The sequence below is a fragment of the Cellulomonas fimi genome, from assembly GCF_012952065.1.
Classification (GTDB): domain Bacteria; phylum Actinomycetota; class Actinomycetes; order Actinomycetales; family Cellulomonadaceae; genus Pengzhenrongella; species Pengzhenrongella fimi_A.
Map to the genome: position 1 here is coordinate 29,315 of NZ_JABCJJ010000018.1, position 24,779 is coordinate 54,093.

The window sequence follows — 24,779 nt, forward strand, 5'->3', positions numbered from 1 at the left end:
CGCGCGGCGTGCGCGACCCTCTCAGCCTGCGACGGGGCTGAACGTCGTGTCGACGCTGAGCTGACCCTGGCCGCGCCCCGATCCTCGCACCTCGAGGTGCGACGCCTCCGACATCCGGTGGATCTCCAGGCCGTTCGTGCCGGCCACCGCGACGTGGACGGCGTACGCGCCCTCGCCCAGCCGGAGGTCGGGGAGGACGAAGTCGAAGGACGCCGTACCGATGACGGGGTCGAGCCGCGCGCCGAGGAGCGTGGTGTTGGTGCCGTAGACGACGGCCCCCAAGGGCGTGTCGAGGCCCATGCCGAGCACCCAGTCCTCGAGCTTCTCGTCCGCCTGGATCTGCACGCGCACACGGATGGCGTCGCCCGGCTCGATCGTGGTCAACGGTTCCCCGCCGTCCGGGGTGAGGAGCTGTGCTCCGAGCACCCGAGCGCGCGGCGGGCGAGCCGCTCCCGTGGTCTCGGCGCGCTCCTGGGAGCGCTCGACCTCGTCCTGCCGGATGGCCTCGAAGTCGGCGCGCAGCACGCGGAGCGCCTCTCGCGGGGCGCCGTCCGCCATGACCTGGCCGTGCTCGAGCACGATCGCCCGGTCGCAGAACTCGGCCACCTGGTCGAGGCCGTGGGTGACGAGCACGATGGTGCGACCCTCGTGCTGGAAGCCCCTGATCCGTTCGAGGCACTTGCGCTGGAACGGCTCGTCCCCGACCGCGAGGACCTCGTCGACCAGCAGCACGTCCGGGTCGACGTGCACCGCGACGGAGAACGCGAGCCGCACGTACATCCCGGACGAGTAGAACTTCACCTGGGTGTCGATGAAGCGCTCGATGCCGGAGAAGTCGACGATGGCGTCGAAGTACCGGTCCGTCTGCTGGCGCGACAGGCCCAGGATCGACGCGTTGAGGTAGACGTTCTCGCGGCCGGTCAGGTCGGGGTGGAACCCCGCCCCGAGCTCGAGGAGCGCGGCGAGCCGCCCGCGAAGGGAGACGGTGCCGGACGTCGGCTGGAGGATCCCGCCGATCATCTTGAGGAGCGTGCTCTTGCCCGAGCCGTTCGGTCCGACGAGCCCGACCGTGCTGCCGGACTGGATCTCTACGTCCACGTTGCGCAGCGCCCAGAAGTCCTCCTTGTGGAGGTTGGACCTGCCGAAGTTGACGACCCGTTCCTTGAGCGACTTCTCCTTGCGGATGACGAAGCGCTTCGAGACGTCGTCGATCTTGATGACGGTGGGCGGCGACGTCATCACAGCTCCTGGGCGAAGTTGGCCTGGAGCCGGGCGAAGACGCGCTGCGAGACCCAGAGGAAGGCGACACCGACGGCGAGCGCGACCACCAGCCGCGTGCCGAGCTGGTCCGGTACGAGGGAGCCGTCCCCGGCGACCCAGAACACCTGCTGGAAACCGAGCACGACAAGGGTCATGGGGTTCGCGAGGTACAGCTGCTCGAGGAACGGGTTCGGCATCTTGGGCGCGACGAGGCCCCACGAGTACACGATCGGGGAGATCCAGAAGAAGACCATGATGATGATCTCGACCAGGTACTGGATGTCTCGCAGGTAGACGTTGAGCGCGGACAGCAGGAGCGCCAGCGCGGTCGCGAAGACGACCAGCACCCCCATGGCGAGCGGGAGGTAGAGCCAGCGACCGCCGGTCGGGAAGCGACCGACGAGCGCAGTCGCGGCCAGCAGGATCCCGAGCTGGATGACGAAGTTGAACAGCGCCGAGCCGACGACGCTCAGGGGGAACACCTCGCGCGGGAGGTAGATCTTCTTGATCAGCCCGGCGTTGGTGACGATCGAGCCGGTGCCCGTGATCACGATGTCGCTGTAGAGCGTCCACGCGGTCAGCCCGGTGAAGATGAAGATCGCGAAGTCGTCGATCTGGCGGGCGGCACCGAGGAACTCGCCGAGCGCGATGTAGTAGATGAGCAGCATCGCGAGCGGCCGGAGCATGCTCCAGAGGAAGCCGAGCGTGCTGTCCTTGTACTTCGCCTTGAGCTCGCGCCGGACCAGCATGCCCAGCAGCTCGCGCTGCCCGACGATGTCCTTGATCGACAGCCACGTGCCCGACGCGAAACCCGGCTGTGGCCCCGCCACGCGCAGCGGCTCCCGGGCCAGCGCGGCAGCCCGCGCCTCACTCGTCGTCGTCATGGGTCCCCTCGGTACGAGGCGCCTGCGGACGGCCGCGCGCCGTCGGACAGTGTATAGACACCCGTCGCAGGTCCCGACGGCCGGAGACGTGACTCTCGCCTCCGGCCGGAGGATGATGAGGCCGTGCCTGCCTCCGCCGTTCCCGTCGTCGTTCCGTCCCTCCCGCTCCACCCGCTCGGCAGAGCGGGTCGACGCCTGCTCGTGTCGCTGCTCGCCGCGGTCCTCGTGCTCGTCCCGGCGTTCGCGCCGCCCGCACGCGGTGCAGAGGACGAGATCACCTTCACCGGTTACGGCTGGGGCCACGGGCGAGGGATGGGTCAGTACGGCGCGCTCGGGTACGCCGTCGACTACGGCTGGGGCTACGAGCAGATCCTCGCCCACTTCTACGGCGGCACCACCCCTGGTGACGTCGGCAACCGTGTGATCACCGTGGAGCTGATGGACCTCGTCGGCAAGCCGCTCACGGCGATCGCCCGCGGGCTGACGATCAACGGCGGGCCGTGGCCGGACGCCAACGTCGACGGGAGCTCGGTTCGCGTGACGCCCCAGGGCGGGACGTTCCTGGTCGAGACCGGCGCCACCTGCGCAGGGCCGTGGACGGTGCTGGGGACCGCCGCCACCGTCACGCTGGGCACGACGTCGCAGAGCGGCTTCGACCGGCTGATCCGGGTCTGCGAGGCGGCCGGGGAGCGGGCGTACCGAGGCCAGCTCGTGGTGCAGCGGCACGCCCAGACGGGGGTCCAGCTCAACCTCAACCGCGTGTCGGTCGAGGACTACCTGCGCGGCGTCGTGCCCCGCGAGTCGCCCGCGTTCTGGGGCGACCTGGGCGGCGGGCGCGGCATGCACGCGCTGCGCGCCCAGGCGGTCGCGGCCCGCAGCTATGCGCTCTCCGGAACCCGGCCCTCCGGCGCCACCACCTGCGACACGATCACGTGCCAGGTGTACCGCGGGGCGGCCTTCCAGCCCTGGAGCCAGCCGCGCGAGATCCTCGACGCCGCGAACACCAACCGGGCCATCGACGACACGCGCGGTCAGGTCCGCTACCTCAGCGGCGGCACGACGATCGCGCGCACCGAGTTCAGCTCCTCGACCGGCGGCTACACCGCAGGCGGGCAGTTCCCGCCGGTCGTCGACCTGGGTGACTCGATCGCGTCCAACCCCAACCACACCTGGACGACGGCGATCGGGCAGGCGACCGTGGCGGCACGCCTCGGCGTGAGCGGCATCGCGTCCATGGCGGTGACCGCGCGCAACGGGCTCGGCGCGGACGGCGGTCGCGTGACCCAGGTGCGGGTCACGTCGAGCACAGGCCAGGCCCGCACGTTCACCGGGAACGAGGTCCGCAGCCTCCTCGGCCTCAAGAGCGACTGGTTCAGCCTGTCGTTCGTGTCCCGAGCCGAGGCGCAGCAGGTGGTCAAGGCGCTCTACCAGGACGTGCTCGGCCGGTCGGTCGACCCGTCCGGGCTGCAGACCTGGACCGACCTCGTCGTCCGCACGGGCTCGGCGCGCGACCTGGCCACCGGCATCGTGACCTCGCGCGAGCGGATGATCAACCTCGTCACGGCGCAGTACCGGTCCGCGCTCAGGCGGGACCCCGAGCCCGGCGGCCTGGAGAACTGGGTCGCGCACCTCGAGGCGGGTCGTGGCGTCTACGACCTGCAGATCGGGATCTACGGCTCGCAGGAGTCGCTCCTGAACCTCGGCGGCGGCAACGTGCAGACGTGGGTCGGCGCGCTGTACCAGGAGCTGCTCGGTCGCGCGGGTGCCCCGTCCGAGCTCCAGTTCTGGGTCAACCACGCGAATCGGTACGGCCGGCCCGCGGTGGTCGCGGGCATCGCGCAATCCGACGAGTCCACGATCCGCCGGCTCAACGCCTACTACCGGACCTTCATGCAGCGCGACGTCGATCCTGCAGGCCGTGCGACGTTCCTGCCCATGATGACTGCGCGCGGCGACTTCGACGTCCCGATCAGCCTCGGCAGCAGCCCCGAGTACTGGACCCGGGCGCAGTCACGGACGTTCTGACCTGTCCGGTCCACCGGGCACGCCGCTCAGGCGTCCGCATCCATCGGGTTGCTCGTCACGAGGTAGTCCCAGGTCTCGGCTGCGTACTCGTCCCAGGTCCGCACCGGGCGCTCGGCGGCCTCCCGTGCGAGCCGCGCATGGACGTGGTCGTCGGTGAGGAGCGTGTCCAGCGCGACGGCGATGCTGTGGTCGTCGCGCGGATCGACCAGGAGCGTCCCGCCGGACTCGCCGACCTCGGCCATCGCCCCGAAACGCGACGTCACGACCGGCGTGCCGCTCGCTAGCGACTCCGCCACCGGCAGCCCGAACCCCTCGTTCAGGGACGGGAACACCGTGCAGCGCGCGAGCCGGTACAGCGCGAACAACGTCTCGTCGGGGAGCGCACGGACCGACTCGACCGGGCGCCCCTGCTCGGTGAGCTCGGCCAGGCGCTGCTGGGTGCGCTCGCTGTTCCAGGCGTTGCCGCCGACGAACACGAGCGAGAACTTGCGGCCGCGCCGCCACAGCAGCTCGGCGGCGTGCAGCACCGCGAGGTGGTTCTTGCGGGGCTCGTGGCTGCCCACGCAGAGCACCATCGGCATCGTCGGAAGGCAGAAGCGGGCGCGCGTGGCGGCGAGCGCCGTGGCGTCGGGCGCCTCGACCGACGACGGGAGGGCGATGGTCCGGATGCTCGGCCCGGTGATGCCCGCGGCGGAGACCATCGTCCGCCAGCCGCGGTACTCCGTCTCGGCAGCGAGCGAGATGGTGGCGACGCGGTCCATGTGCCGGATCGCCGCGAGCTCGTTGATGAACTGGGCCGGCACGTCCTGCTCGGTGGTCTCCGACGTCGTCAGCGGTACGGCGTCGAAGCCGATCACGCCCGTGGCGCACCGGGCGTGCATGACGAGCGCCAGCGTGCGTCGCGTCCGTGACATCTCGAGGGCGACCTCGGGCAGGACGTAGCGGCACCGCCAGGGGACGACGACCGTGGGTACGGACGTCGGCAGCTCGGGCGCTGCGGAGCTCCGCCGTGGGGCGCCGGTGAGCATGTCGGTGGTCTCCGCCGCGGTGAGGCGGCGCAGTGCGCGGCGGTCGTGCGTCCACACCACGAACGACAGCTCGTGGTCCCTGTGCCACCGGGTCACCGTCGCGTGCGTGACGCGCTGGATCCCGGTGGTCAGTGTGGTCCGTGCCAGGTGGTTCACGTCGACCAGCACCTCGTCGGTCGCCACCTCGACGCGCCTTGTCCTGTTCGCCGGCGCCACGTCCCCGATCGCGTCCCGCAGCACGGTGGCGGGGCCCTCGAGCTCCGCCCGACGGCGCGCCGCGACGACGGAGACGGCGGTCGGCAGCTCCGCGGCGATCACGGCGAGCGCGAGCCACATCGTGTCGGCGTCGTGCGGGTCGAGTCGAGCCGCGACCTGCTCGACGAGGTCGTCGACCTGCTCGGTCGGCCGGGCTCCGCCCGCCCCGAGCGTGCGGAGCAAGGTCTGGAGCCGGTCGACGAGTGCCGCGCGGTGTCGGGGGGACTGGGCCACGAGCGCCTCGACCACCTGCGCCCCGCGTGCTCGGAGCGGTGCTACGACCTTCATGCTGCTTCCCCCTTGCCGTCGACGAGCCGGTCCCACAGCTCGGCGGAGTACGTGTCCCAGCTGCGGCCTACCGAGCGAACGGCCTGCTCCTTGAGCTCCCGATACGCCCGGGGGTCGGTGAGCATGGTGCGCAGCGCGCGGGCGAGGCTGTGGTCGTCGCGCGGGTCGACGAGCAGGCAGCCGCCACGCTCCGCGATCTCCGCCGTGCTGCCGTATCCCGTGGTGACGGCCGGTGTGCCGCACGCGAGCGACTCCGCCACCGGCAGGCCGAACCCCTCGTGGAACGAGGGGAAGACCGTGAACGTGGCCTCCCGGTAGGCCGCCCACAGCTCGTCGTCGGTGACCGCGCCGAGCATCCGCACCGGCCGTCCGGCCTCGGCGAGCCGGTTGAGCCGGACGTCGAAGCCGGCCATGTCCCAGCCCGAGCCGCCGACGAACGTCAGCGTGAACTCGAGCCCCTCGCGCCAGAGCAGCTCAGCCGCGTGGAGGACGGCGAGGTGGTTCTTGTGCAGCTCGTGGCTGCCGACGCAGAGCATGCGCGGCACGGACCCGGCGCTCTCGAGGGGCGCCACGGTGTGCGTCGCCGGTGCGTCGGGCACCTCGGCGGCCAGCATGACCTCGCTGACGACCGGACCCTCGAGCCCCTGGGCACGCACGGCCTCGGAGAACCCGCGGAACTCGGTGGCGGCCGACCGGCTGATCGCAGCCACGCGGTCGATGTGCTTGAGCAGCGTGAGGTAGCCCGTGAAGACGTTCGGCTCCGTGCCGGGACGGAGGTCGGACAGCGTGATGGGGATCGCGTCATACCCGACGGCGGCGACCTCGTTGCCCGAGAAGCGCGCGAGCGCGGCGAGGTGCCGGCTGGAGCTGCCCTGGGCGACCTCGGGCAGCACGACGGTGCTGCGCCAGGGGACGACCATCGGTGTCAGGGGCGCGTCACGCACCGGCAAGCGGTCGCCTCGCTGCTCCGTGCGCATCCCGACGTGGGTGAAGCGTAGGACGCGCGCCTCCTCGTGCGGGAGGAGGCCGCGCAGGGCGGTGCCGCCGGGCAGCCACGCGGTGAGCGTGATGTCGTGCTCGGCGTCCCACCGCGCGCAGACCTCGCGCGTGACGCGCTGGATACCGGTGTGCCGGTCGTTCTGCGCGCTGTAGTTCACGTCGACGACGACGCCGTCGGACACCACTCGAAGCTCCCGCTCCGGGGCGCCGAGCTCCGCCGTGAGTTCCCGGGCCCGTTGCAGCAGCCACACCTCGGCGTCGGTGCTCGACCGGGCCAGCTCGAGGCGGCGGACCAGCTCCTCGACGTCCTCGATGAGCGGCAGGTGCCCCACGACCGCCGTGTGGAGCAGCCACGCGTACCGACGGTCGAGCGTGGACCGGGTCCGGTCGACCAGCGCCCGCAGGAGATTTCCCGCCTCGTCCGCGAGACCGGACCGGGGCTCGAGCGGCGCGTCGAACATGACGTCCGCCGCTGCGGCCAGCCGCTGCCGGAAGCGCGCGAGCCCGTCCTGCGTGCCCGTCACGAGCGGCCCATCAGGCGGCGGACCGCGCGCAGCGGCCGAGTCACCCGCCACGAGAGCGTGCTGTGGGTGGCGTCGATCTCTGCCCGCAGCGCCTCGATCTCCCGCTGGAGGACCGGCACCACGGCGTTGTTGCGCGTCTCGTCGAGCTCGCTCCAGTACTCGAGCGCCTCGGCCCGCCAGCGGCGCAGCTCGCCCAGGAGCTCGTCGCGCTGGCCGAGGAGCTCACCCACCTTCTGCGCGGCCTGGTGCGCCTCCGCGTCCACGAAGTCGTCGAGCGCGAACGCAGGGAAGGACAGCACCTCTCGCAGCTCGTCGGCCTTCTCGCTGCTGACGTAGAAGCGCGACAGCCCGTCGAACAGGCAGAATTCGTAGCCCGCGCCGAGGACGATGTCCTCCCACTCGTGATGGGTCGGCTCGGTGGTGAGCGGCGCCGTGGCCTCGATGACGAGGACCCAGGGTCGCCAGACCGACAGGTCGATGCTCTCGAGCACCGTCCGTTCGGCCCCCTCCGTGTCGACCACCAGGAAGTGGATCGGCCGGCCGCCCCAGCCCTCGCGCTCGAGGACCGTGTCGAGCCGCACGGCCCGCACCTCGATGTCGGTGTGCGACCAGCCCAGGCCCGCGTGCTTGTCGCTCACGGCGTCGACCAGGGTCGACAGGCCGGTGTCTGAGATCTCGTGCAGCACGACGCTCTCGACGTCGGCGCTCGTCACCGCGGCCTGGACGAGGGTGTCGCGAGGCCGCTCGGCCCGGTGGAGATCCGCGAAGGACCCGACCGGCTCGACCGTGATCCCGCTCCAGCCGCGGTCGTAGAACGCCCGCGTGATCGAGTGATCGCGCGGGTGGTTCGCGCCCACCTCGACGTACCGACCGTGCGGCACTCGGCCGAGGGCGCGCCAGAGGACCACGTCCTCACGATTCTGGGCATAGGAGACGAACACGGGGTCGGCCACCGAGGAATCATAGGGCGGAGGCCACCGCGGCGCGGTCGGGGTCGGCCCTCGCGGCCGGTGGTGCCGGTCCCGGCCCGGTAGGGTGAACCGACCCGGACGGACCCCAACCACCGAGGAACCATGCCCCGCGCACTCATCACCGGAATCACCGGCCAGGACGGCCTCTACCTGTCCGAGCTCCTGCTCTCCAAGGGGTATGAGGTCTTCGGCCTGATCCGCGGGCAGAACAACCCGAAGCTCGAGCTCGTGCGGACCACGGTGCCGGACGTGAAGCTCCTCACCGGCGACCTGACCGACCTGTCGAGCCTCCTGCGGGCGCTCGAGGTGGCGAAGCCGGACGAGGTCTACAACCTCGGCGCGATCTCGTTCGTCGCGTACTCGTGGGAGAACGCGTCGCTGACGACGGACGTGACGGGCAAGGGCGTGCTCAACATGCTCGAGGCCGTGCGCCTGTACTCGCACGACGACCCGACCAAGGTCCGCTTCTACCAGGCCTCGAGCTCGGAGATGTTCGGCAAGGTTCAGGAGGTCCCGCAGCGCGAGTCGACGCTGCTGTGGCCGCGGTCGCCGTACGGCGTGGCCAAGGTATTCGGCCACTACATGACGATCAACTACCGCGAGTCGTATGGCATGCACGCCTCGTCGGGCATCCTCTTCAACCACGAGTCGCCGCGCCGCGGCCCCGAGTTCGTGACGCGCAAGGTGACCCAGGCGGTCGCCCGCATCAAGCTCGGCCTGCAGGACTCCATCGTCATGGGCAACCTCGACGCGAAGCGCGACTGGGGCTTCGCGGGCGACTACGTCGAGGCCATGTGGCTCATGCTCCAGCAGGACGAGGCGGACGACTACGTCGTCGCGACGGGCGAGACGCACTCGATCCGCGAGCTGCTCGACGTCGCGTTCTCGCACGTGGGGATCGACGACTGGGAGGGCTACGTCACGCAGGACGCGCGGTTCATGCGTCCCGCGGAGGTCGAGCTGCTCATCGGTGACCCGACCAAGGCGCGCGAGAAGCTCGGCTGGGCGCCGAAGGTCGACTTCCCTGAGCTGGTCCGCATGATGGTCGCCAACGACCTCGAGGAGCAGCGGGCGCAGGCTGGTCGGTGAGCCGCATGCCGACCGTGCTGATCACCGGTGTGACCGGTCAGGACGGCACGATCCTCGCGGAACGGCTCGTCGCCGAGGGCGCGGACGTGCACGGGCTCGTGCGGCTGCGCGAGGAGCTCTCGGTCGGCGTGCCCGGGGTCGAGCTCCACCTCGGTGACCTGACCGGGCGCGACGCCGTCGGTGGGCTGGTCCGTGAGCTCGCGCCCGACGAGGTGTACAGCCTCGGGGGCATCAGCTCGGTCGGCTTCTCGTGGGAGCACCCGGTCCTGACCGGCGCGGTGAGCGGGCTCGGCGCGGTCACGGTGTTCGAGGCGGCGTACGCCGCGCAGCAGGCGACCGGGCGCGACGTCCGCGTGGTCCAGGCGTCGAGCGCCGAGATCTTCGGCGAGCCCGACCGGACGCCGCAGGACGAGTCGACGTCGGTGCGCCCGATCAACCCCTACGGCGCCGCCAAGGCGTACGCGCACCAGATGGCGGCGGTCTACCGCTCGCGCGGTCTGTTCGTCGCCTCGTGCATCCTGTACAACCACGAGTCGCCGCTGCGCCCGGAGGCTTTCGTCACGCGCAAGATCACGAGCGGTGCCGCGCGCATCGCCGCGGCGGGCGCGGGCGTGCTGTCGCTGGGGAACCTCGACGCGCGCCGCGACTGGGGCTGGGCGCCCGACTACGTCGACGCGATGGTCCGTGCGGCGCGCCACGACACCGCCTCCGACTACGTGGTCGCGACCGGCCGCACCCACTCGGTCGCCGACTTCGTCGAGGCGGCGTTCCGCCGGGCCGGGATCGAGGACTGGCGCTCGCACGTGCAGGTGGATCCGGCGTTCGTCCGGCCGGTCGACGCCTACGAGATGGTCGGGAACGCGAGCAAGGCGCGCGACGAGCTGGGCTGGGAGGCGACGGTGACGTTCGAGGAGCTCGTGGCCCGCATGGTCGACCACGACGTCGCGCTGCTGGGGACGCCGTCGTGACTGGGGACCGGACCGCACCGGTGCCGCCGCCGACCCGCGAGGGCGTCGTCTCGGTCGTCGTGGTGAACTACCGCGGCGCCGAGGACACGATCACGTGCCTGCGCTCGTTCGCCGACGTCGACTGGCCCAAGGACCGGCTCGAGCTGATCGTCGTCGAGAATGCCTCGGGCGACGACTCGGCCGACCGGATCCGCGCGGCGCTGCCGCACGTGCGGCTCGTCGAGGCGGGCGCCAACACGGGCTTCGCCGGTGGCTGCAACCTCGGCGTGAGCCACGCGACCGGTGAGTTCGTGGCCTTCCTCAACAACGACGCGCGTCCCGACCCGGGCTGGATCTCCGCCGCCGTCCAGTCGCTGCGCTCGGACCGGCGCATCGGGTCGGTGGCCTCGAAGGTGCTCGACTGGGACGGCGAGCTGATCGACTACGTCGACGGCTCGATGACCTGGTTCGGCATGGGGTACAAGCGCGAGGTCGAGCGCCCCGACACCGGGGAGTGGGACGAGCCGAAGGACGTGCTGTTCGGCACCGGCGCCGCGATGTTCGTGCGGACGGACGTGTACCGCGAGGTCGGCGGCTTCGACGAGCGCTTCTTCATGTTCTACGAGGACGTGGACCTCGGCTGGCGGCTCAACCTGCTGGGCTGGACGGTCCGGTACGAGCCCCGCTCGGTCGCGTACCACAAGCACCACGTGACGATGAAGAAGTTCGGCAGCTACCGCGAGAGCTACCTGCTCGAGCGCAACGCGCTCCTCGCGATGTACAAGAACTACGACGACGCGTCGCTGGCCCGGGCGCTGCCCGCCGCGATGGCCCTCGCGGTGCGCCGGTCGGTCGCGCGGACCGGCCTCGACGCCTCGATGCTCGACCTCCAGCTGTCACCCGGCGGGGACGACGTCGGCACGGTCGAGGTCGAGAAGATGGCCCTCACGGGCCCGCTCGCGATCGACTACTTCATCGAGCAGCTGCCGTCGCTCACCGAGACCCGGCGCGAGCTCCAGGCCCGGCGCCGCCGCAGCGACCGCGAGCTGCTGCCGCTGTTCCGGACCGCCCTCGAGCCCGCGTACGGCATGCCGAGCTACCTCGAGGCGCACCGCTCGCTGGTCGAGGCGTTCGGGATCGCGGACCACTTCACCTCGCGCCAGCGCATCCTCGTCGTCACCGGCGAGCCGCTGCTCGAGCGGATGGCCGGGCCGGCGATCCGGGCGTGGGAGATCGCCAAGTCGCTCGCCCCGGAGCACGACGTCCGGCTCGTGTCCACCAACGGCGTCAAGGTCACGCACCCGGACTTCGCCGTCGAGCACGCCGCGGGCCGCACGCTGCGCGAGGCCACCGACTGGGCGGACGTGATCATCTTCCAGGGCTTCCTGCTCGACCAGGCGCCGTGGCTGCGGACGAGCGGCAAGATCCTCGTCGCCGACGTCTACGACCCGATGCACCTCGAGCAGCTCGAGCAGGCCAAGGACCTCGGCCCGGCGGGCCGCGAGCTGTCGGTCCGCGAGACGACGCGCGTGCTCAACGATCAGCTGCGCCGCGCCGACTTCCTGCTGTGCGCGTCCGAGAAGCAGCGGGACTTCTGGCTCGGTCAGCTCGCGGGCCAGGGCCGCGTCAACCCGGTCGTCTACGACGAGGACGCGAGCCTGGACTCGCTCATCGCCGTCGTGCCGTTCGGCATCGCGGACGAGCCGCCGACGCAGGCGCGCCATGCCATCCGCGGCACCGTCGACGGGATCTCCGCGACCGACAAGGTGATCCTCTGGGGCGGCGGGATCTACAACTGGTTCGACCCGCTCACGCTGCTGCGCGCGGTCGACCGGCTCCGCGTCCGGCACCCCGAGGTCCGGCTGTACTTCATGGGGCTCAAGCACCCGAACCCCGACGTGCCCGACATGAGGATCGCCTGGGAGACCCAGCAGCTCAGCGACCGGCTCGGCCTGACGGGCACGCACGTGTTCTTCAACGAGGGGTGGGTGCCGTACGCCGAGCGGGCGGACTACCTGCTCGACGCCGATCTCGGCGTCTCGACCCACTTCCAGCACATCGAGACCGCCTTCAGCTTCCGGACCCGCATCCTCGACTACCTGTGGGCGTCGCTACCGATCGTCGCGACCGAGGGTGACACCTTCGGGACCCTGATCGCCGCGCACGGGCTCGGACGGGTCGTGCCGGCCGAGGACGTCGAGGCCCTCGAGCGTGCGCTCGAGGAGATGCTCTACGACGACGCGGCGGCCGAGGCGGCTCGGACCAACGTGCGGGAGTTCGCGGCCGGCTACGTCTGGTCGAAGGCGCTCGAGCCGCTCGTGGCGTTCTGCCGCAGCCCGCGGCGCGCGGCGGACCTGGCGGTCGAGCTCGAGGAACCGCAGACGCCGCTCCGCACGCACCCGAGCCCGCCGACCAGCATCCGGGGCGACCTCGCGCTCGCGAGGCAGTACCTGGCCGAGGGCGGGGTCGGCGAGCTCACGCGGCGCGCGAGCGGGCGGATCCGCAAGACGATCGGGCTCGGTTCGACACCGTCATGAACGATGCGGGTCAGGCCGGGGCGGCGGTCCGGCGGATCTCTTCGAGCCGGGTGGCGATCGCGCGCCCGGCGGTCTCGGCGGAGTGCCGTACAGCGATGTCCTCGGCCGCCTGCGCGCCACGGCGCGCGGCGAGCGCAGGCGCGTCGACCACCTGACGCATGAGCGCCGCCGCGGCGTCGAGGTCGGGATCGGCCCAGCGGCCCCCGAGAGGGTAGGGCTCGGCATCGGCGGGGATCGTCACCGGGCTCCAGGGCACCAGGAAGCTGTTGTCCTCGTCCATGAACTGCAGATTGCCGGAGTACCGCGTCGCGATGACCGGCTTCCCGAGCGCCATCGCCTCCGCCATGCTCAGCCCGAGGCCCTCGGCACGGTGCAAGGAGATGTAGCAGTCGGCAAGGGCGGTCAGCGCGTCGCGGTCCCCGGCGTCGAGGTATCCCTCCATCAGCATCACGTCCGGCTCGCGGGCGGCGCGCAGCCGGAGCCGTTCGGCGTCGGGTATGCGACGGTCGGCGTTGATCGTCTTGATGACCAGAGACGGCCCCTCACCCGGGGCGAACGACCGGCGGAACGCGTCGATCAGGCCTAGGGGGTTCTTCCGCTCGAGCGTGCTGAGGTGGTCGAAGCTGAAGAGGAAGACGAAGCCCTCCGGGAGGCCGAGTGAGTCGCGCGTCGCGTCCGGACGTGGGCGCGGCGACGGCATCGGGGGAGTCATCGTGACGACCGGCTTGGTGGTGTGCGGCGCGAGCGCGTCGCGGATGAAGTCGGTGGCGCTCCAGACTTCGTCGACCACCCCGAATGCTGGGTGCATCGACGCGGGGAACTCCTCGACCTCCCAGTACCACATGCCGATCCGGTAACCGGCTCGTACGTCGGCGGGCAGGTGCTCGACCGCGTCCGCGACCAGGTCGGCGTTGACGCAGACGAGTGTCGTGTCGAACGTCCGGTCGCCGACGATCGCCGTGAAGGTCGCGTCCTGCCGGCTCTGCACGTGGCGCGAGACGGCCACATCCCGGTGCGGCACGTCGACGGCGTCGAGGGCGCGGATGACGAGCCGAGCCGACTCACCCACGCCGAGCTCGCCACGCAGGTAGCCCACCACGTTCAGACCAGGGGTCAGGCGGGATCGCTGCGCGGCGTCGGCCGACTCGGTCTCCGAGGCGGCGTCGCCGGCCCAGTCCGGGCCGGCGGCTCCGGCGTGTGCTGCGTCGTCCCCGACGCCGCCGGCGCGCCGCGACACGGCGCTCCGGACCGCGCGACCGAGGACGCCACGGACGCCGCGCACCGCGCGGCGGCCCAGGTCGATCGACGCGTGGTGCGACTCGCGGCTCCCCGCCGCAGCGAGGGAGGCGTCCAGGAGCCCGGCGTCGATCCCCTCCTCATGGCGTCCGTGCCGATCGGCCCACGCGAGCAGTGCGGGACTGTCCCTCCCCGGCACGTCAGGGAACGCCTGCTGCAGGTCGCGGCGCACCGACCTGACCCCCGCGAGGTAGCGGCTGACCTCTCCGCCGGGCCGTCCCAGCGCGGGCTCGGCCAACCACGCCCGGAACGCGGCGGCTGTGTCTGGGTCGAACGGGTCAGGCGGCGCCATCTCGGAGCCGACCGCCGCAGCGTCGATGCCCGTCCGGTACGCCGCACGCAGGGCCGGCGTCACGAGTGGGCCGGCCGCGATCCGCCGAAACGCCCCGGGGCAAGCCGACGCCCGGCGTGCCAGCAGCTCCGCCCCGTGGTCGGCGCAGATCTCAGCGAGCACGGGATGCTCGCTGAGCAACGCGCGAGGCACCCCGGCGCGGGCCGGGTCGATCACCCAGGGCCGGTCGGGGTCGAACCCGCGGAGGTCGACGAGCTGCACGGGGGCCCCGTCCGCTGTGATGCCGCCGTACGTCGCGGTCAGCTCGGTACCCGGCCCGACCGTCCACGCAGAGACGACTCGCAACGGTGCCGGCTGCGTGACCGGCAGGAGCTGGTCGAGCCACGGCACAGCGGCGGTGTCTCGCGAGCATCGCTGCGCCCATCGCGAGAGCACCTCTCGCCCTGCGCGGGCGGCGGCCACGACGCCGTCGTCCAGTGCCCCGGCCCGCGCCGCGTCGTCGGGGCTCGGCGTGCGGCCGTCGTCGGGCACGGGATGCGGGGCCCGCGGCTGGGCCGTTGTGCCTTCGGCGAGCGCGCGCTGCACGAGCGCGTCAAGGCGTCCGACCACCCGGAACCCCGGGTCGAGGAGCACGACGACGTCGCGCGTCCCGAGCAGGTGCTGCAGCAGGCGGGGGCGCAGCCAGGCCCTGAAGGCCGTGTCGTCGAGGTACAGCGCCTTTCGGTGCAGCTCGTCGGGAGCCAGCCCCAGCTCATGCAGGCCCACGACCCGGATCCGGGAGCTCTTCGTCTCGGCGGGCAACGCCGTGTCGACGTCGAGCAGCGTGACCGTCGTCTCCGGGTGGACGTCGAGCACGGTGCGCGCCAGCACCAGCGCCGCGGCGACGTCCGAGCCGCGCACCACGCTGCTGACGTGGAACTCGGCGGCCGGCTGGGCGGTCATGCGAGGGCCTCACGGTAGGCGGCCGTGGTGAGCTCCCCGGCGCGCGCCCACGAGAACCCGGCCGCCCGGGCCAGCGAGGCTGCGTGCAGCCGTCCGCGGTCGGGTCCGGTGGCTCGGAGGAGCGCCGTGGCTAGCTCGTCGGGGTCCCGTGGATCGATGAGCAGGGCGGCGTCGCCGGTGACCTCGGCCATCGACGTGTCGCGTGAGGTGACGACGGGAACGCCGTGCGCCATCGCCTCCAGCACCGGCATGCCGAAGCCTTCCCACAGCGAGGGGAAGCAGAACGCGTCCGCGCCGGCGTATGCGAGCTGGAGGTCCGCCCAGCTCAGGTGACCGAGCCGGTGCACCCGCTCGGCCGACGTCGCGGTCCGGGGTCGGTCGGCCCCGCCGTCGCCCCAGCCGGCGGGTCCGACGAGAACCAGGTCCAGGTCGTCGCGCTCTGCCGCGACACGCGTGAACGCGTCCAGCAGCCCGCCGAGGTTCTTGCGCGGCTCGTGCGTGCCGCACCACAGGACGTACGGCCGGCTCAGGCCGTGCTCCGCGCGGAACGCGGCGAGCGCACCCGGCTCCGCGGGCGCGATCCGGACACCGTGCGGCACGACCCGGATCTGTCGCGCGTCGATCCCAGCCGCAACGCAGTCGGCCGCCGTGACCTGCGACGGTACGACGACCACAGCCGCCTCGGCCCGGACCCGCTCGAGCGCACGCCTGAAGAACCGCACTCCGCGCGGTGTGAAGTGCGAGGGATCGCGCTGGAACGCCAGGTCGTGGACCGTGACGACAAGCGGCTGGCGCGTGGGCGGGATCGCCCACGTGGTGGCGTGCACGACCTCGAGACCTCGGACGCTCCACTCGGGCCGCGGCATACCGAGCGTGTTCCACGACCGGTAGAGCAGCCCGCGCGGCAGGCCGAGCGAGCGCATCTCGACTGGGGGCTTCTCGCCCGCCGGCGCCTCCCGGTGAAGGGCGGTCAGCCCGAGAGGCGCGACGTCCGGGCGCGCGCCGAGCGCTCGCAGCAGCTCGATGATGTACGTGCCGGAGCCACCCGGTACGCGCTGCCAGCACTGCTCGACGGTCAGGCCGACCCCGAGCGCCCCTGTCTGCGTGGCGCTCATGCGTGCCGCGGTCACCGGGGCGTGCTCGTCGCGGTCGGCTGCGAAGGACCTGGCGGAGTCGGCTCCGGCTCGCCTGACCCCGAGACGACGCCGCGGGCTGGTCCGCGGCCGGTGGAGGTTCCGTCGCTAGCGGTGCCGGTGCCGGTGCCCCCACCGGGGTCGGGGGTCGACGGCTCGCCCTCGTCGGCCGCCAGGTGCGCCGGAGCGCGCGCACCGTCGTCGACGGCCGCCGGCGTGCCGTCGGTGTCGCCGCGCGCAAACGTGCCGTCCGCGCCGCCGCGCGCGACCCGGGCGACGAGAACGCCGACGCCCGCGGACCCCAGCAGCCCGACCAGCAGCACCAGGCCGACGTGGACGGGCGGCAGCCAGGCGCCCTCGACGACGCGCCGCCAGCTGCCGTACGCGCCGTTGACGTAGCGGTGCAGGTTGAACACGAAGGCGACGGCCAGGACCCAGGCCAGGATCGTGGCAACGGTCGTGACGATGCGGACGGTCTCGGGCCGCGGGATCGCGACGGCACGCCGGACCAGCACGTACCCCGCGAGGATCGGCAGGCCGACCGCGATCGGGAGGATGTAGCGGCCCTGCCAGATGATGCCGAGGTACCGGGCCTGCGACGCGTGGATCACGACGGGCAGCAGGATGATCACCGCGGTGAGCCCGAGCAGGAGCACCCGCTCGCGCCACGTCCCCAGCGCGAGCGCGACGAGCGCGACGACGCCCAGTGCGCCGGCGAAGACCATGTGCAGCCACACGGGCAGGTTCGTGTCGGTCCAGCCGAACTGGCCGATCATGTTCTGGAGGTAGACGCTCGTGTTGTTGACGCTGATCCACACGGCCTGCTTGAACGTCAGGTCGGGGAAGCGCTCGGTGCCGCCCGAGCCCAGCGAGTTCGTGCCGACCACCCACGCCGCGGCCGCGAGGCAGCCGAGCACGATCACGGCGAACGACGGCCAGGTGCGCCGGACCTGGAGCACGTCGAGGAGCGTCCGCCAGCGCGCGACGAGCAGCGCGAACAGCACGATGAGGGCGCAGTACAGCAGCGAGAGGCCGCGCGAGTTCACGAGCAGCACGGACGAGACGGCGATCCAGCCCATCCGGCCGGCCGTCCTCGACGGGTCGGGGTGCCGCAGCAGCGTGAGCAGCTGGCACCACAGCGCGAACGCGGCGGCGACCTCGAGCGCAGCGGGGTTCACGGTCGACGAGAGGTAGACGACCATCGGGCTGATCGCGGTCATCGCCCCGAGCGCAGCCCACGCGGGGCGCCGCAGCTCGGCCACGGCGCGCACGCCGAGCGCGAGGAGGAACGTGGACAGGGCTGCGGAGAGCAGGCGCATCGCGTACAGCACGCCGTCGCCGGCGGGCGCGAGCGTGGGGGCACCGACCAGCACGTAGTAGAGCGGGTTGTACCGGCCCGCCGTGGTGATCGTCTCGACGGTCTCGTCGAGGTCGCGCGCGGCGGGGATCTCGCAGTTGCCGGGCAGCTCCGGCCGGAACATGTAGCAGGTCGGGTAGGCCTGGCTGTACTCGTAGAAGTACGGGACCTCGATGTCGTTGCCCGCAGCCCCGCCGTCCACGTCGTCACCGAGCAGCTGCCCCCGCACGACCGACGCCGCCTTCGCGACGTGCGCCGGCTCGTCGGGGGAGGCCATCAGCGGGTTGGCGACCGCCCACGCCGCGGCGAGGGCGAACAGCACGCCCCACGCGGCCCAGAAGGCGCGGCTAGCCCGGCTGCGCGACGGTCGGCGTCGGGCCGGTGCGTCGACCGAGGTGCCTTCCGTCGGCGCGGCCGCGGCCGCCGGAGCGGTGTCTCGTGTCACGTGCTGACCTCGTCTGAGTGGGGTCGGAACCGCACGAGCCTACCGACTCGCGTACGCGTCGGGGGCGGGCCGGGCTCGCGTCCGTCGCTACCGTCCGCCCTGTTGGCCGGCGCGCGCCGTTAGGCTCACCGGGTGCGAACGGCGGCGGCGGCATGAGGGTGGCGCTCGACGCGACGGCGATCCCGGTGGACCGGGGCGGCGTCGGCCGGTACATCGACGACCTCCTGCCGGCGCTGGTGAGGACCGGGATCGACCTCTCGGTGATCTCGCAGGAGCGGGACGCGGCCGGCTTCGCGCGCATGGTGCCGGGCGCCGACGTCGTGACCGCACCGCCCCGGATCGCGCCTGCCGGCTCCCGGCTGGTGTGGGAGCAGGTCGGTCTCCCGTCGCTCGTGCGCCGGGTGGGTGCGGGCGTGCTGCACAGCCCGCACTACACCTTCCCGCGCCTGGCGCGCGTGCCCGTGACCGTGACGCTGCACGACGCGACGTTCTTCAGCCATCCCGAGGTTCACTCGGCGGTCAAGTCACGGTTCTTCCGCGCGGCGATCCGGCAGGCGGTCCGTGGCGCGGGGTCGCTCGTCGTCCCCTCGGAGGCGACGGGCGCCGAGGTCCGGCGGTACGCGGGCGGCGACGCGCGGCGGTTCCACGTCGCGCACCACGGGGTCGACCGCGGCACCTTCCACTCCGTGGACGACGCCGAGCGCGTGCGGGTCGCGCGGTCGCTCGGGGTCGACGGCGACTACGTCGGGTTCCTCGGGACGCTCGAGCCGCGCAAGAACGTGCCGGCGCTCGTCCGCGCGTGGACCCGGGTCGCCCAGGCGCTGCCCGCACCGCCCGCGCTCGTGCTGGCCGGCGGGCCCGGCTGGGACACCGACGTCGAGCCGGCGATCGCGGCCGTGCCGGCGGGCCTCCAGGTCGTCCGGGCCGGGTACCTGCCGCTCGGCGACCTGCCGGGGTTCCTCAGCGGTGCGGCCGTGCTCGCCTACCCGAGCCTCGGGGAGGGTTTCGGGCTGCCGGTGCTCGAGGCGATGTCGTGCGGGGCGGCCGTGCTCACGACGCGGCGGCTCTCGCTGCCGGAGGTGGGCGGCGACGCGGTCGCGTACTGCGACGTCGACGAGGACTCCATCGCCACGGCGCTCGCGGGGCTGCTCGCGGACCCGGCGCGGCGGGCCGGCCTGTCGCGGGCCGCCGTCGAGCGGGCCGCGGGGTTCACCTGGGACGCCTCGGCCGCCGTGCACGTCACGGCGTACGAGGACGCGCTGCGTCAGTCCCGGCGCAGCGACGCCACGTAGTCCTGCACCGCGTCCCACCGGGGCAGCAGCCCCGACGCGACCGCCTCCTCGAGCGACGGCGCCTCGAGATCCTTCGCCGAGAGCTGCGGGGTGAGCGGCGACCCGTCGCGCGCGGTCGTGGGCCACTCGACCCCGACGGTCGGGTCGAGCGGGTGGATGCCGTGCTCGTGCCCCGGCGTGTAGCCCGCCGAGCAGAGGTACAGGACCGTCGAGTCGTCCTCGAGCGACAGGAAGGCGTGCCCCAGCCCCTCGGCCAGGTAGATCGCGCGCCGGTCTACGTCGTCGAGCAGCACCGAGTCCCACGTGCCGAACGTGGGCGACCCGACCCGCACGTCGACAACGACGTCGAGCACCGCGCCGCGCGCGCACGTCACGTACTTGGCCTGGCCGGGCGGCACGTCGGCGAAGTGGATGCCGCGCAGCACGCCGGCCGCCGAGACCGAGGCGTTCGCCTGCTGGAGGTCGAGCGGGTGCCCGACCGCGGCGGCGAACTCGCCCGCCTTGAACCACTCGAGGAACACGCCCCGCGGGTCGCCGTGCAGCTTCGGGACGATCTCCCAGGCACCGGGGACGGTCAGCTCGCGGACCTGCACAGGGTTCTCCTTCGCGGTGGTGAGGACGACGGCCCAGCCTAACGACGTCGCTAGGCTGACGAGGTCGTCGGATCGATCGAGGGAGACGTTGTGCGCTGGTTGGTGACGGGTGCGGGTGGGATGCTCGGGCAGGACCTCGTCGCGCTGCTCGAGCGGACCGGCGCGGACGTGACCGCGGCAGCCCGGGCGTCGCTCGACGTCACCGACGCGACCGCCGCCGAGCGGGCCGTCGAGGGGCACGACGTCGTGGTCAACTGCGCGGCGTGGACGGCCGTCGACGACGCCGAGAGGCGTGAGCCGGACGCGTTCGCGGTCAACGCCGTGGGGGCCGCGAACCTCGCACGGGGCGCCCGGCTCGCCGGTGCGCGCATCGTGCACGTCTCGACCGACTACGTGTTCGACGGCGCGGCGACCGCGCCCTACGCCGAGGACGCCCCGCTCGCGCCGCGCTCGGCCTACGGACGCACCAAGGCGGCGGGGGAGTGGGCCGTGCGCGCCGAGCACGACGACCACCTCGTGGTCCGCACGGCGTGGCTCTACGGGGCCGGCGGCCCGTGCTTCCCCAAGACCATGGCGCGCCTCGCGGCCGATCGTGACTCGCTCGACGTCGTCGACGACCAGGTCGGTCAGCCGACGTGGACAGCCGATGTCGCTGACCTGGTCCTGCGGCTCGTCCAGGCGGAGGTGGCGCCGGGGACGTACCACGCGACGTCGTCGGGCGAGGCGTCGTGGTTCGAGTTCGCACGCGCCGTGGTGGCGTCCGTCGGTGAGCCCGCCGACAAGGTGCGCCCGACGACGTCGGACGCCTTCGTGCGCCCCGCGCCCCGGCCAGCGTTCTCGGTGCTCGGTCACGACGCCCTGCGGCGGGCCGGCGTCGAGCCGATCGGACCGTGGGGCGAGCGCTGGGAGAAGGCGGCGAAGGACGTGCTCGGGACGCGGGACTAGCTCAGACGGGTCAGGAGCCTTCGTGGTCCAGCCGGTCGACGTCGGTCGACCCGTCGACCTGGGGCGGCGCCGGGGCCGCACCGTGCGCAGCGCTCGGACCGCTCGCTCCGTCCGGCGGCGGCGGGTGCAGCTCGCGCCCTCGGTCGAACCCCGTGCGCACCTCGAGCCGCAGCAGCGCGATCTCCTCCGCGAGGGTGCGCGTCTCCTCCTCGAGGTTGGAGACCTCGCTGCTCAGCTGGATGCAGACCGCGAGCAGCACCGCGAAGCCGACGGCGAAGAGCAGGTTGACCGGCGTCTGCACGCCGACCAGCCGCGAGAGCCAGAACGCGAGCTCGGGGAACGCCCCGAGCACCACGACGGCGATCGACAGCACGATCCAGATGCCGGCGTACTTCTCGCGGATGCGACGGGTGCGCAGAAGGAAGAACAGCAACGTGACGACCACGGCGCTGAGCGCGATCGCGAACACGTACCCGGTCACGCGGCCTGCTCCGTCTCGAGCGGCTCCGTCGGCCTCGACAGCGCGATGACCAGCGCGAGGACGGCGCGCACGAGGAAGACGCCGGCCCTGACCGGGCTGTGCGACGGACGCCCGCCCGCGCGCGGGCGCATCCGGACCCCGACCTGCCGCACCGTGAGCCCCGCGCGCGAGGCGATCACGAGCGACTCGACGGTGTCGCCCAGGTACTCGGCGGGGTAGTTCGCCGCGAACAGCCGGATCGCCGTCCGGTTGCAGGCCTTGAACCCCGACGTCGTGTCAGTGAGCCTCGTGCCGGCCACACGCGACAGCACCGTGGCGAGGAACCGCATCGACCACCAGCGCGGCCCGCGCGCGGCGTAGTCGCCGACTCCTGCGAATCGCGCGCCGATGACGATGTCCGCGCCCTCCGCGGCCATGGTCGCGATCAGCGCCGGGACCTCGGCGGGGTCGTGCTGGCCGTCCGCGTCGAGCTGCACGGTCGCGTCGTATGCGTGCCGGAACGCGTACTTGTAGCCCGCCCGCATGGCGCCGCCGACGCCGAGGTTGATCGGAAGGTCCAACACTGCGGCGCCTGCCGCGGTCGCGACCTCTCCGGTGCGGTCGGTCGACCCGTCGTCGACCACGAGGATGTCGGCGTGGGCGAGGGTGGCACGGATCTCGGCGATCACCGCCGGCAGCGTCTCCTGCTCGTTCCAGGCCGGCACGATGATGAGCAACCGCGCGGGCAGGGCGGTGGGCATGGGCGGCACTCTACCGACCGGCCCGACGCGCCCGGTCGATGACGGCCGCATGCACGGCGACCCCGACGAGCGGGCCCACCGCGAGGCTCAGCGCCGTCCGGAGCTCGATCGACGCCGGCATCAGGAGCACCGCGAACGACACGACCGTCGCCACGACCCAGCCCCACGCGTACGCCTGGTGCTGACCCAGCGACAGGACGGCAGCGCCGGTGAGTGTGAGCAGCGCGAGGACGGCGGCGGCCAGGGTGAGTGCCGCGAGGACCCATGGTGCGACGTCGTACGCCGGACCGAAGAGCACCACCATGAGCCACGGGCCGACGAGACCGGCTGCCCCCGCGCCGAGCACGCCGACGCCGACGACGGCCCCGGCGAGCCGCACGAGCGGCCGCACCCCCTGCTCGCGGTGGGCCAGGAAGTGGGTGATCGCGACGCCGGTGTACGCGGTGAGCGGGATCAGCAGCGGCGCGCGGGTCATCGAGACGGCGAGCAGCAGGGGCGCGGCGGCCGCGTAGACGGCGTCGGACGTGGTCACGCGCAGCAGCACCGGGAACCCGACGACGAGCGCGGCGCTCGACGCCGCCCCGACCATGGCCTGACCGGCACGCCGCGCGAAGACGGACCGACGGGCGTCGGCGCGCGCGCCGAGGTTTGCGCGGGCCTGCCGTGACGCGATCAGCACGAGGAGCCACGCCGCGGCGGCCGCGGCGCTCGCGGTCTCGAGGCCGACGACGCCGAGCGCGTCGAGCCCGACGGCGGCCCCGGCCAGCGCGACGCCGCCGACGAGCAAGAGCCGCAGCCCCGCCTCGGCGCCGACGAGCCGCGCGTACGTCGTCCATCGCCCCGCGCCGCCGAGTGCACCGGCGAGGCCCGAGTGGCCAGCGAACGCGACGACCGCGACGCACAGGACGACGGCGAGGGTCCACGGCTCCGTGCCGAGCAGGCGACCGGCCCACAACGGCGAGGTCGCCGCCACGACGAGCGCGAGCGCGCCACCGATGGTGAGTGCCGCGGGCAGCACCCGCACGCCCGTATCGGCAGGCGGTGCGCTGGCGATCGGTGGCCCGGCGTCCGGTGCCCCCGAGATCCCTGTCGCAGGGTCCCCGGCCGGGGCGGCGGGCGCGTGCCGCGCCACGCGCACCGCCCGCGTGACCTCGTTCTGGAGCCCGCCCAGCACCCCGAACAGGCCGAACAGCAGCGCCCAGAACACGAGGAACTCGGCGTTGCGGGCGGGGTCGAGCGTGCGCGCCGCGATGAGGAGCACCAGGTAGCCCGACGCCGCCGCGACGAGCGACGCGAGACCCACGCCCGTCGCGCCGCGCGGCGTGATGGTCGGCGTGCTGCTCGTCATCGGTGCGCGGCCGCGCGGTACGCCGTGACGTGCGCGGCGGCGCAGCCCTCCCAGGTGAAGCGGGTGACCTGGGCGAGGCCGCGCTGCTGGAGGCCGGCGGCGTCGGCCAGGGCCGCGCGCACGCCGGCGGCGATCGCCTCGGGGTCCGTCGCGTCGAACAGCACGGCCGCGTCGCCGCAGATCTCGGGCAGCGACCCCGCGCCCGACGCCGCGACCGGGCAGCCCGATGCCATCGCCTCGAGCGGAGGGAGCCCGAAGCCCTCGTAGAGACTCGGGAAGACCAGGCAGGCGGCGGTCCGGTAGAGCTCGCGCAGCTCGGCGAGCGGCACGAGGCCGCGCACGTCGACCCAGTCGGGGAACTCCCCGAGCGTGTCCAGACCGCCACCGGTGAGGACGAGGCGCAGGCCCGGGTCGTCGCGGCGCAGCAGGTCGACGGCCTGGATCAGGCGCGCGTGGTTCTTGTGCGGCCAGCCACGCGCCGGGTAGAAGAGGAACCGCTCACGCTCGCCCAGGTGCGGGGTGAACGCCGTCGCGTCGACACCGAGGTGCGCGACCGTGATCGTGGCGGGGTCGAGCTGCAGCTGGGCGACGATGCGCTCCTTGGCGAACTCGCTGATAGTGACGACCGCCTGGGCCCGGCGCGCGGCGTGGTCGTAGTACCGGCGCCGGTACAGGCGCTCAGCGCGACCGAACAGCTGGGGCAGGTCCAGGTGCTGGACGTCGAGCAGGCTCTGGACGAGCGGCAGCCCCGCGGGTGGCCAGGGCACGGGCGCCGTGAACGGCACGTGCATCACGTCGGCCCCGCCCATCCGCCCCAGGATGGCGTGGCGGTGCCGGGCGGCCCCGAGCAGCGTCTGCACGCGCTCGCGGGTCGAGGGACCGCCGTCCACCTCGGGCACCACGACCTCGGGGATCCCGGCGCTGAACCCCGCGGCGACACGGCCGACGTAGGCCCGCGCGTCGATCGACGGGACGCGGGCGAGCTCGCGGGTCAGCTCGCGCGCATACGTCTCGCTGCCGCCCATGCCGCCGGGCACGAGGGTGAGCATCGACACGGCGACCCGGACGTCACGGTCGGTGCCGCTCACGCGGTGGCCCCGGTCGACGG

The 24,779-nt window shown here is 72.9% G+C and carries 19 protein-coding genes; 6 read left to right on the forward strand and 13 right to left on the reverse strand.

Annotation, left to right across the window (positions count from 1 at the left end; genetic code table 11):
- Nucleotides 1-21: 21 nt before the first annotated feature.
- Together HIR71_RS11655 and HIR71_RS11660 are read right to left on the reverse strand one after the other, a co-directional pair.
- A complete protein-coding gene (locus HIR71_RS11655; protein WP_169325240.1) occupies nt 22-1,239 on the reverse strand; it encodes an ABC transporter ATP-binding protein in 1,218 nt (405 codons plus the stop codon).
- Nucleotides 1,239-2,144 (reverse strand): ABC transporter permease, encoded by a 906-nt coding sequence (locus HIR71_RS11660; protein WP_169325241.1) that lies wholly within the window; start codon nt 2,142-2,144, stop codon nt 1,239-1,241. Before HIR71_RS11660 ends, HIR71_RS11655 begins: the two co-directional genes overlap by 1 nt.
- Nucleotides 2,145-2,267: 123 nt before the next feature.
- Between HIR71_RS11660 and HIR71_RS11665 the strand changes: the two genes are divergently transcribed.
- On the forward strand, nt 2,268-4,169 hold the full coding sequence (locus tag HIR71_RS11665; protein WP_169325242.1) for a DUF4214 domain-containing protein: 1,902 nt from the start codon (nt 2,268-2,270) through the stop codon (nt 4,167-4,169).
- A gap of 26 nt (nt 4,170-4,195) precedes the next feature.
- On the opposite strand, the gene HIR71_RS11670 is transcribed toward HIR71_RS11665, so the two are convergent.
- The 3 genes from HIR71_RS11670 to HIR71_RS11680 are packed head-to-tail and all read right to left on the reverse strand — an operon-like array spanning nt 4,196 to nt 8,216.
- Nucleotides 4,196-5,740 carry a glycosyltransferase family 4 protein gene (locus tag HIR71_RS11670; protein WP_169325243.1) on the reverse strand — a complete coding sequence of 515 codons (1,545 nt, stop codon included), beginning with the start codon at nt 5,738-5,740 and terminating at the stop codon, nt 4,196-4,198.
- A complete protein-coding gene (locus HIR71_RS17510) occupies nt 5,737-7,263 on the reverse strand; it encodes a glycosyltransferase family 4 protein (RefSeq protein ID WP_169325244.1) in 1,527 nt (508 codons plus the stop codon). Before HIR71_RS17510 ends, HIR71_RS11670 begins: the two co-directional genes overlap by 4 nt.
- Nucleotides 7,260-8,216: an FkbM family methyltransferase gene (locus tag HIR71_RS11680; protein WP_169325245.1), complete on the reverse strand. Its 957-nt coding sequence runs from the start codon at nt 8,214-8,216 to the stop codon at nt 7,260-7,262. Before HIR71_RS11680 ends, HIR71_RS17510 begins: the two co-directional genes overlap by 4 nt.
- 120 nt (nt 8,217-8,336) lie before the next feature.
- On the opposite strand from HIR71_RS11680, the gene gmd reads away from it, so the two are divergent.
- From gmd to HIR71_RS11695, 3 genes are read left to right on the forward strand one after another with little or no spacing between them, the layout of a single operon-like run.
- The gene (gene gmd, locus HIR71_RS11685; protein ID WP_169325246.1) at nt 8,337-9,323 is read left to right on the forward strand and encodes a GDP-mannose 4,6-dehydratase; all 987 of its coding nucleotides are present in this window, start codon (nt 8,337-8,339) and stop codon (nt 9,321-9,323) included.
- Between the two features lie 5 nt (nt 9,324-9,328).
- A complete protein-coding gene (locus tag HIR71_RS11690) occupies nt 9,329-10,291 on the forward strand; it encodes a GDP-mannose 4,6-dehydratase (protein ID WP_169325247.1) in 963 nt (320 codons plus the stop codon).
- Nucleotides 10,288-12,807 (forward strand): glycosyltransferase, encoded by a 2,520-nt coding sequence (locus tag HIR71_RS11695; protein ID WP_311836246.1) that lies wholly within the window; start codon nt 10,288-10,290, stop codon nt 12,805-12,807. The genes HIR71_RS11690 and HIR71_RS11695 overlap by 4 nt, the downstream gene beginning before the upstream one ends.
- Nucleotides 12,808-12,817: 10 nt before the next feature.
- Here HIR71_RS11695 and HIR71_RS11700 read toward each other — a convergent pair whose 3' ends face one another.
- From HIR71_RS11700 to HIR71_RS11710, 3 genes are read right to left on the reverse strand one after another with little or no spacing between them, the layout of a single operon-like run.
- A complete protein-coding gene (locus HIR71_RS11700) occupies nt 12,818-15,337 on the reverse strand; it encodes a glycosyltransferase (RefSeq protein ID WP_169325248.1) in 2,520 nt (839 codons plus the stop codon).
- Complete coding sequence (locus HIR71_RS11705; protein WP_169325249.1) at nt 15,334-16,452, reverse strand: glycosyltransferase family 4 protein; 1,119 nt, start codon at nt 16,450-16,452, stop codon at nt 15,334-15,336. The genes HIR71_RS11700 and HIR71_RS11705 overlap by 4 nt, the downstream gene beginning before the upstream one ends.
- Nucleotides 16,453-16,463: 11 nt before the next feature.
- Nucleotides 16,464-18,272 (reverse strand): DUF2142 domain-containing protein, encoded by a 1,809-nt coding sequence (locus tag HIR71_RS11710; protein WP_169325250.1) that lies wholly within the window; start codon nt 18,270-18,272, stop codon nt 16,464-16,466.
- Between the two features lie 152 nt (nt 18,273-18,424).
- On the opposite strand from HIR71_RS11710, the gene HIR71_RS11715 reads away from it, so the two are divergent.
- A complete protein-coding gene (locus HIR71_RS11715) occupies nt 18,425-19,564 on the forward strand; it encodes a glycosyltransferase family 4 protein (protein WP_169325251.1) in 1,140 nt (379 codons plus the stop codon).
- Here HIR71_RS11715 and HIR71_RS11720 read toward each other — a convergent pair.
- Nucleotides 19,537-20,157 carry a dTDP-4-dehydrorhamnose 3,5-epimerase family protein gene (locus HIR71_RS11720; protein WP_169325252.1) on the reverse strand — a complete coding sequence of 207 codons (621 nt, stop codon included), beginning with the start codon at nt 20,155-20,157 and terminating at the stop codon, nt 19,537-19,539. The two genes, HIR71_RS11715 and HIR71_RS11720, sit on opposite strands and share 28 nt — an antisense overlap.
- A gap of 90 nt (nt 20,158-20,247) precedes the next feature.
- Between HIR71_RS11720 and rfbD the strand changes: the two genes are divergently transcribed.
- Nucleotides 20,248-21,102 carry a dTDP-4-dehydrorhamnose reductase gene (gene rfbD, locus HIR71_RS11725; protein ID WP_169325253.1) on the forward strand — a complete coding sequence of 285 codons (855 nt, stop codon included), beginning with the start codon at nt 20,248-20,250 and terminating at the stop codon, nt 21,100-21,102.
- A gap of 10 nt (nt 21,103-21,112) precedes the next feature.
- Here the strand turns inward: rfbD and HIR71_RS11730 are convergent, their stop codons facing one another.
- From HIR71_RS11730 to HIR71_RS11745, 4 genes are read right to left on the reverse strand one after another with little or no spacing between them, the layout of a single operon-like run.
- Entirely contained in the window at nt 21,113-21,583 is a 471-nt protein-coding gene (locus tag HIR71_RS11730) for a DUF2304 domain-containing protein (protein WP_169325254.1), read from the reverse strand.
- Nucleotides 21,580-22,323, reverse strand: a complete 744-nt coding sequence (locus HIR71_RS11735; protein WP_169325255.1) for a glycosyltransferase family 2 protein — start codon at nt 22,321-22,323, stop codon at nt 21,580-21,582. Before HIR71_RS11735 ends, HIR71_RS11730 begins: the two co-directional genes overlap by 4 nt.
- Before the next feature lie 10 nt (nt 22,324-22,333).
- A complete protein-coding gene (locus tag HIR71_RS11740; RefSeq protein ID WP_169325256.1) occupies nt 22,334-23,671 on the reverse strand; it encodes a hypothetical protein in 1,338 nt (445 codons plus the stop codon).
- Complete coding sequence (locus tag HIR71_RS11745; RefSeq protein ID WP_169325257.1) at nt 23,668-24,759, reverse strand: glycosyltransferase family 4 protein; 1,092 nt, start codon at nt 24,757-24,759, stop codon at nt 23,668-23,670. The genes HIR71_RS11740 and HIR71_RS11745 overlap by 4 nt, the downstream gene beginning before the upstream one ends.
- Between the last annotated feature and the right edge of the window lie 20 nt (nt 24,760-24,779).

Bases quoted from the DNA above. Each gene is read 5' to 3' on its own strand.
- HIR71_RS11655 (WP_169325240.1), bottom strand. From the start codon at position 1,239: ATGACGTCGCCGCCCACCGTCATCAAGATCGACGACGTCTCGAAGCGC.
- HIR71_RS11660 (WP_169325241.1), bottom strand. From the start codon at position 2,144: ATGACGACGACGAGTGAGGCGCGGGCTGCCGCGCTGGCCCGGGAGCCG.
- HIR71_RS11670 (WP_169325243.1), bottom strand. From the start codon at position 5,740: ATGAAGGTCGTAGCACCGCTCCGAGCACGCGGGGCGCAGGTGGTCGAG.
- gmd (WP_169325246.1), top strand. From the start codon at position 8,337: ATGCCCCGCGCACTCATCACCGGAATCACCGGCCAGGACGGCCTCTAC.
- HIR71_RS11690 (WP_169325247.1), top strand. From the start codon at position 9,329: ATGCCGACCGTGCTGATCACCGGTGTGACCGGTCAGGACGGCACGATC.
- HIR71_RS11700 (WP_169325248.1), bottom strand. From the start codon at position 15,337: ATGACCGCCCAGCCGGCCGCCGAGTTCCACGTCAGCAGCGTGGTGCGC.
- HIR71_RS11705 (WP_169325249.1), bottom strand. From the start codon at position 16,452: ATGAGCGCCACGCAGACAGGGGCGCTCGGGGTCGGCCTGACCGTCGAG.
- HIR71_RS11715 (WP_169325251.1), top strand. From the start codon at position 18,425: ATGAGGGTGGCGCTCGACGCGACGGCGATCCCGGTGGACCGGGGCGGC.
- HIR71_RS11735 (WP_169325255.1), bottom strand. From the start codon at position 22,323: ATGCCCACCGCCCTGCCCGCGCGGTTGCTCATCATCGTGCCGGCCTGG.
- HIR71_RS11740 (WP_169325256.1), bottom strand. From the start codon at position 23,671: ATGACGAGCAGCACGCCGACCATCACGCCGCGCGGCGCGACGGGCGTG.